The organism is Clostridium sp. AM49-4BH (genome assembly GCF_003478335.1).
In the GTDB taxonomy this organism is placed as follows: Bacteria; Bacillota; Clostridia; order Lachnospirales; family Lachnospiraceae; genus Butyribacter.
This window is the reverse complement of record NZ_QUFB01000015.1, coordinates 56,396-63,236: the sequence shown is the minus strand read 5'-3', so window position 1 is coordinate 63,236 and position 6,841 is coordinate 56,396. Positions and strand designations below refer to the sequence as shown.

The window sequence follows — 6,841 nt, the reverse complement described above, 5'->3', positions numbered from 1 at the left end:
TTGATTTACATGCCTTTCGGAAACTCGAAGTCCCGGAAGCAAGGTATTCATCATTTTTGAAAGGGACTTTGCGCTCGTCGTTACTTATGTCTCGTATTTCAGAGACATTAAGTAACGTGACGTAGCGCATCGTAGCGAAAGCGTCCCGTCCAAAAATGGATGATACCTTGCTAAACCGGGACATCTCAGACACTCCTTCAGGCATGTATTCATCAGAGACTTAACAAAATAAGAAATCACGTAAAAACTCTGCATTCTGCGGCAATTGTCTTAGTTTTCTTGATGGTAGGACAATTCACTTTGTCGGCTGCAAAATAGCTATTATTTTCCGACATAATAAGCAATATGTGGTTTCGACAGTGATTTCCAGTATGGAAAGTTTTAATTATTTATATGAACGTTTTCACAAAATGTTCATACTTTTACCACAAGACGCACACAGTTTTTCGGTAACTTATTACTTGTAAGTTGATTACATTACTTACTTTTTTCATAATCATTTTCATTAACGGGACTTGGCAGATCTCCCTCCGCCAAGTCCCCCTCCCATTTTAAACACATATTTAATGCACACCCAACAAACAGATTTCTAAAAATGCGCAATTCATCTAATAAATGCTAAAAATGTACACTTCAACCGGTAGCTTCCAAAAAAGCTCAAATCAATGAATAAATTCCAAAAATACGTGCTTCAACTAATAAATTCCAAATCGGAACACTGTCGTTGATTCAAAGGTTTCCCCTGCTTTAAGGATCGGTGATGGGAATTTCGGCTCATTAATTCCATTTGGGTACTGCTGTGTTTCAAAGCATAAACCACCGAAATTTCCATAGGTAATGCCACCTTTTCCACCTTGTTCTACAAGCTCTTTCGCCGTATACAACTGTACACCCGGCATATCTGTAAACACTTCCACAATACGTCTACTTTCCGGATCTCTCACAGCAGCTGCATAGCAGATCTCGCCCGGATTGCCCGGTAAAATATAATTGTGATCATATCCGGATACTGTCTGAGCATTTGCATCATCTTCACCGATTCTGGAACCAATGTCATGAAACTCTCTAAAATCCATTGCTGTTCCTGCAACATCACAAATTTCTCCTGTTGGCAGTCGTTTTTCATTGATCGGTGTATATTTTGCTGAAGCAATCTGCACCTGTGCACCCAACACATCTCCGGCAGCCTGTCCACCACAACCAATATTAAAATAACTGTGATTGGTGATATTTAATATTGTATCGGCATCACTCACCGCATTATATTCGATCATTAACTCGTTGGCATCATTCCAAGTATATGTGATCGTAAGTGTCAGATTTCCCGGAAATCCCTGCTCGCCATCCGGACTAACTCTTGAAAATGATACACTTGCATCATCCTGACTTGTCGCACATTCCGCATCATACATCAAATAGTTGTAACGTAAAAAACCGCCATGCAAACAGTTTGTACCATCATTATCATCCAATGGATACTCTTTACCGTTTAATACAAAGCAAGCATTTGAAATACGGTTTGCACAACGTCCTACCGGCGATCCAAAACTCGGCACATTGCTCTCATAGCCACTTAATGTATCATAGCCCAGTACTACATCCTCTAATTTACCATCCTTATCCGGTACAATAATGCTTTGGATCACTGCACCATAATCCAAAAACGAAACACTGGCTCCCTGTCCATTGGTCAATGTATATTTTGTGACCTGTTTCCCCTCTTTTGTTACACCATAATTTTCTTTTTCGATTCCCATAATTTCCTCCAATCCATCCCATTATCAGCAGTTCATCTCTAAGCACGGTTTACCGTGCCATTTCGAGTATAGCAAATGCATTATTCTTTGACAAGCACTGACACTTTTGTAATGTTGTATTCTTCAAACTGCTGAATCATGTTCTGCGTAATGATTTCTCCACACACGGCAATCGGTACTGCCGGCGGACACGACACCGTCTCTGCTCCGCAAATACGTCCTTCTGCCTGCGATACTGCGATTTCTTCACATTCTGCCATTACCGCCTCTCGTATTGTACAGGCTCGTAATGCAGGAGTGCTGATCCTTGTCGCTGCCTCGGGCACAGTCTCCTTAGCGTTTTCTTCACATAGTGGATGCAAATACCGTCCCAAATGTTCTGGCATCTGCTGCCTCAACTCGACTTTCTGCATTCTATCAAACGTCCGTGCAAAGTGTTCGATACGCGCCAGATCTTGTTCTGTATTTTCCGGTGTCCCCATCAATACCACATACTGATGATCTGCATATTCACACTCTATCTGCGCTTTTCTCATCTGCTCAGCAAGCCTTTCTCCATCCAAACACATAGCTGCTGCACAAATGGTCAGCTTAAGCGGCTCCTGCCCGGTTAACGCAAATCCACACTGTCTCAGCGTTTCCCCGCATTGCTGAAAACGTTTGACAAACGACTGTAGCCGCTCCGGATAATCGTCTGCCAAGTAATGATTACAATAATCCAAAGACTGTAATATCAGATACGATGGGCTGGTCGAGCCAAACAGTGCCATCGCCCGCGGTATCCGTTCAATTGAAAAATCGGACGCCTGTTTCGCAATGTGTAAATATGCTCCCCCGGTCAACACCGGAAGCGTTTTGTGTGCTGAATCACAGCATATATCAGCTCCAAGCTGCATAGGATGCAATGGTTCCTGCAAAAAATTCAAATATGCACCATGCGCATTATCGACTGCCAAAGGCAGATCGTATTCCCTGCACACTCCGGACAGACCGCTAATATCCTGAATATTTCCCAAATAATCCGGCGAGGTTATATACACACCTATCACATTACCACATAGTTCCTGTAATGTCTGCCGCAGTCTTTGAGGTGATACGACAGCCGTACATAGATGGGAATCTTCTCCCCGCAAAAATATAATATCCACATCCAGCAATGCACACGCATCGATCATTGCCCGGTGAACATTACGAGCCGCCAATATTGTCGGCCGCATTGTCCGCTGCCAGCGCCCGGTGCGTTTTGCCCTCTGCAGCAACGCATCGATCATAACTTTAATGCACAGCGAAGATCCCTCCGTCGAATAAAAAGTGTGTCCTGTGTTAAACAACATTGCGGCATTCTGCTGACTTTCTCGAATGATTCCTTCTGCTGCATGTAACACATCTGCTCCCTGTACCTCTGTAATATCTTTCGGTTCGCAACCCAAAAACACATGCCCTTTATGACCGGGCATGTGTAATCTGCTGCACTTCCTATTTTGATAATCTTCTACAAAATCACAAATCGGTGTTCTCAACAATATTCTCCTCTTAATCCTATTGCCATCCTTCGCATCCGGTAAACTACACAACCCCTGTTGCAATTCTACGCATCCGATAAATTACACAACCCCTGCCAATTCAGGCTTTTAGACCGGTTCCAATCTTTTCTCCCTGTTTAACAACCGTCTCAATACCTTCTGCACTATTTTGCCAAATATCCTCATCTATGCGTACCTGACCTGCTTGTACCGCTACAATGACCGTGGAGCCGCCAAATTCAAAATATCCTTTTTCTTCCCCGCGAGATACCGTTTGCTCGACGTCATGATTCACAATTCTACCAACAAGCAATGCCCCCACTTCCATCAACAATAAACGGCCAAAATGTCTGCTCTTTTGAATACAAAACTCTCTGGTATTTTCTTTATAGATCGGATAATATTCTCCTGCCACAGGATTCACGGTATGATATACTCCCGGAATATGAAACTCTCTGGAAAGCTCTCCATCATCTACAAACGCATATCGATGGTAATCATCCACCGTCAAACGAAATACGCACAGTATACCCCCCTCATATTCTTTGGCAACCCGCTTACTTCTCGTCAGACTTTCCATCGTATACTGTGTATCTTTGATGCAAAACTGCGCCTCCTCTGTGATCGGATACACCGAAAGCTTACTGTCACACGGTGCTGTAAACGCCTCTGCCGCCTCTGCAAACGGTCTGCTGCTCGGACGGATCTTCCGTGTAAAGAAATCATTATAACTGGTAAATTCCTGTTTTTCATATTGTGACAAGTCGATATGATTTTTCTGAACAAATGGGGAAACCAATACAGTAGACAAGCCGGAGTCCATAAATCGCCCTGCAATTCTTGAAACAACAGGCTGAACTAACACTGACAGCAGCTTGCGCCCCAGTGCTGTTCCATACAATTTTTGCAGGAATACATCCTGCTGCCCATTCGCACAAACTTCCTTGCCTGTCCGGTCTTTATAACGCATCGCTCGAATCCTCCCTTACTATGATCAGCCCATAATAAAATATTCTGTTATCCATTTCCAAAAAGAAGTACGTGGAAAATGCATTTTCGGTACCATCATCTTGGAATTAAAGATCACCAACAACACTGCAATTGCAACGACAACAACGATTCCTGTCAAGACCAGATTGCCCGGCTTGCGCAGCTTAAAATCTACGACAAACAACGTACCTACTGTCAACAGCATTACATGTAACAGTACCAAAAAGGTCGTATTGTTTAACACCATCTGTACAACAAAGATCAATGGAAGTACAATGGCAACCGTCGTGATCGGCAGCCCATGATAATAATGGTTGGCACCGTCCTCGTTTTGCTGGCGTTCAATTTCCAATACATTAAAAAATGCCAGTCGGATCACTCCACAAATTGTATAATATCCGATACAAAACCAGCCAAGTGCTCCACGCACTCCCATCAGATAACAGATCATTGCCGGAAACACACCAAAACAGACGCAGTCGCACAGAGAATCGATCTGCACACCAAACATCTTTTCCCGGTCTGTACGATTCTTTTTGCTTCGCGCAATCTTGCCATCGAACATATCACATAAGCCGGACAACGCCAGGCAAAAAACTGCGGAGCGAAAACTGCCTTCTATCGCAAGTGAAATACCAACCAATGTAATGACCAAACTAATATAGGTCAAAACAACCGTATAATCATATACTCCTATCAAACGTATCTTTTTCATAACACTCTAATCCTCCAAGTTATCGACAGCCCACATGGTTTGAGCCGCCATTGCCGTCTTCTCTCTAAAGAGCTATCGGCCAATTTTAATGTAAGCGAATATTGACATTATACCACAAATTGCAAGCTGCGTATAATAACTTATTCCTCGACTAACGATCAATACCGGAAGTGCCAAAGTTCCTCCACATAATGGAGTAAATATTCTTAAGAACAATGCCTCTGATATTCCTACTCCTCCAGGAAACGGAAGCATATCTACCGCAACCGATATCATTCCCTGTAATAATACGATGAGTCCTATACTTCCCGCCGTTACCCCTAAGCTTCGACACGCTGCTACAGTCACCAAAAACAAACATCCACGTTGAAGGAATGTGATAACAAGTACCTGTAGCACAATAATCTTATGAGACTTAAAAAATGCTGCTGCCTGGCTGTATTTTTCCATCGCACCATCCAGTCTTTCTCGTAGTTTAATCCCCCGTTTCCAATGAAAAATCCGGGTAACAAGGTCGATCATCGCTGCCACCATTCGATGCATCCAGTCAGGATGAAAAACTAACGCTAACATTACCCAGACACAGATCACATTTAAGATGATCCCTAAATAACACCAAAACAAAATGGGATTCAAATAGTGCATCACTACCGGTGGTCGGATCACCAGCACCGCCAATCCTAAAATTACCAGCACCATCTTATAGGTGATCGTTACGATCAACAGGATAAGTGTAGAAACAGATAATGGCAGCTTATCTTTTTTCATAAAGTATAACTGCATCGGCTGCCCACCGGAAGCCGACGGTGTGATCGCACTGAAGAAAAATCCGACAAAAGAATACAGACAACAATGGGATGCCTTCGCCTTTTGTCCGGACGTTCGAAACAGCCACCATAAAATAACGGATTCTCCTAATACAAACACCAGCACTAAAAAGATACTGCCGATCAGGTAACGTATATCTGCCCCTCTAAGGCAAGCCCATATCGCAGCCGGGTCTTGCTCATGAAAGATAGAATATAACGTAAGTGCAATGATCCCGAGCAGAAACACAGCTTCTAAGACTACCTTTTTATTAATTTTTAGAGCTGTCATCTTCGGTGATCACCTCGCTTTCTCCAAATATTTTATGATCCAGGCGTTCAAAAATATGCTGAACCAATTGATAACATTCCGTGTGTCTTCCAAAATACAAACAACCTTCACTGATCACCACTGCCCCCAACACATCGATCAGATAATGTTGTTTGGTAAACTGTGTGGATGCACAGACAAGCACTGCAAATACACCGGAAAGCACGCGATACCATTTTGGAATCTTATCATTACCGCGAATTGCCGCAAAGCAAAACCAACTTACAAGACAATGAATTGATGGAAAAAGGTTCGTCGGCGCATCAATTCCCTGCATAAACGACATAAGGACACCGCTTAGTCCGGTTCCAACCTCAGAAGGCCTGATATTCGTTGTCGGTAAAATAACGAAAAAAACACCGCAAATAATACGCGACAGATAATCTCCCACTGCAAAGCGATACCACTCCTCTTTGCCAAGACCGGTGATCAATACGTAATTGATCGCCCAAAATGCAAAGCACCCCAAATAAATCCAGATCCAGTCCGGTTCATATGGAATCTGCCTATCAATCCATAATGTCAGATCATAATGTTTTGCATTGCGCATCAAAAACTGCGTTCCGGAATAGATCAGTGAATTAAACACAAAACAAAAAATAACGCTAAATATCGCATATCTCGGGATCCATTTCCCGATACTTTTGTCATAACGTTCTCTTCTAATCTTTTTACGGTTGGAAGCAGTCCTTACAGGTCGATTGCTCATTGTCCTATTC

Annotated in this window: 6 protein-coding genes; all 6 read right to left on the bottom strand. The window is 42.9% G+C overall.

Going from position 1 to position 6,841, the window contains the following annotated elements:
• Positions 1–695: 695 nt before the first annotated feature.
• Entirely contained in the window at positions 696–1,757 is a 1,062-nt protein-coding gene (locus DW981_RS06255; protein ID WP_118507132.1) for an aldose epimerase family protein, read from the bottom strand.
• Positions 1,758–1,837: 80 nt separating this feature from the next.
• On the bottom strand, positions 1,838–3,277 hold the full coding sequence (locus DW981_RS06250) for an amino acid decarboxylase (RefSeq protein WP_118507136.1): 1,440 nt from the start codon (positions 3,275–3,277) through the stop codon (positions 1,838–1,840).
• 103 nt (positions 3,278–3,380) lie between these two features.
• On the bottom strand, positions 3,381–4,250 hold the full coding sequence (locus tag DW981_RS06245) for a phosphatidylserine decarboxylase (protein ID WP_118507131.1): 870 nt from the start codon (positions 4,248–4,250) through the stop codon (positions 3,381–3,383).
• Positions 4,251–4,274: 24 nt separating this feature from the next.
• Positions 4,275–4,985 (bottom strand): CDP-alcohol phosphatidyltransferase family protein, encoded by a 711-nt coding sequence (locus tag DW981_RS06240; RefSeq protein WP_182434161.1) that lies wholly within the window; start codon positions 4,983–4,985, stop codon positions 4,275–4,277.
• 72 nt (positions 4,986–5,057) lie between these two features.
• Complete coding sequence (locus DW981_RS06235) at positions 5,058–6,083, bottom strand: lysylphosphatidylglycerol synthase transmembrane domain-containing protein (protein WP_118507130.1); 1,026 nt, start codon at positions 6,081–6,083, stop codon at positions 5,058–5,060.
• Positions 6,064–6,831 carry a phosphatase PAP2 family protein gene (locus DW981_RS06230; RefSeq protein WP_118507129.1) on the bottom strand — a complete coding sequence of 256 codons (768 nt, stop codon included), beginning with the start codon at positions 6,829–6,831 and terminating at the stop codon, positions 6,064–6,066. Before DW981_RS06230 ends, DW981_RS06235 begins: the two co-directional genes overlap by 20 nt.
• Positions 6,832–6,841 lie beyond the last annotated feature (10 nt).

Coding starts and splice junctions, on each gene's coding strand:
- DW981_RS06255 (WP_118507132.1), bottom strand. CDS start 1,757: ATGGGAATCGAAAAAGAAAATTATGGTGTAACAAAAGAGGGGAAACAG.
- DW981_RS06245 (WP_118507131.1), bottom strand. CDS start 4,250: ATGCGTTATAAAGACCGGACAGGCAAGGAAGTTTGTGCGAATGGGCAG.
- DW981_RS06230 (WP_118507129.1), bottom strand. CDS start 6,831: ATGAGCAATCGACCTGTAAGGACTGCTTCCAACCGTAAAAAGATTAGA.
- DW981_RS06235 (WP_118507130.1), bottom strand. CDS start 6,083: ATGACAGCTCTAAAAATTAATAAAAAGGTAGTCTTAGAAGCTGTGTTT.
- DW981_RS06240 (WP_182434161.1), bottom strand. CDS start 4,985: ATGAAAAAGATACGTTTGATAGGAGTATATGATTATACGGTTGTTTTG.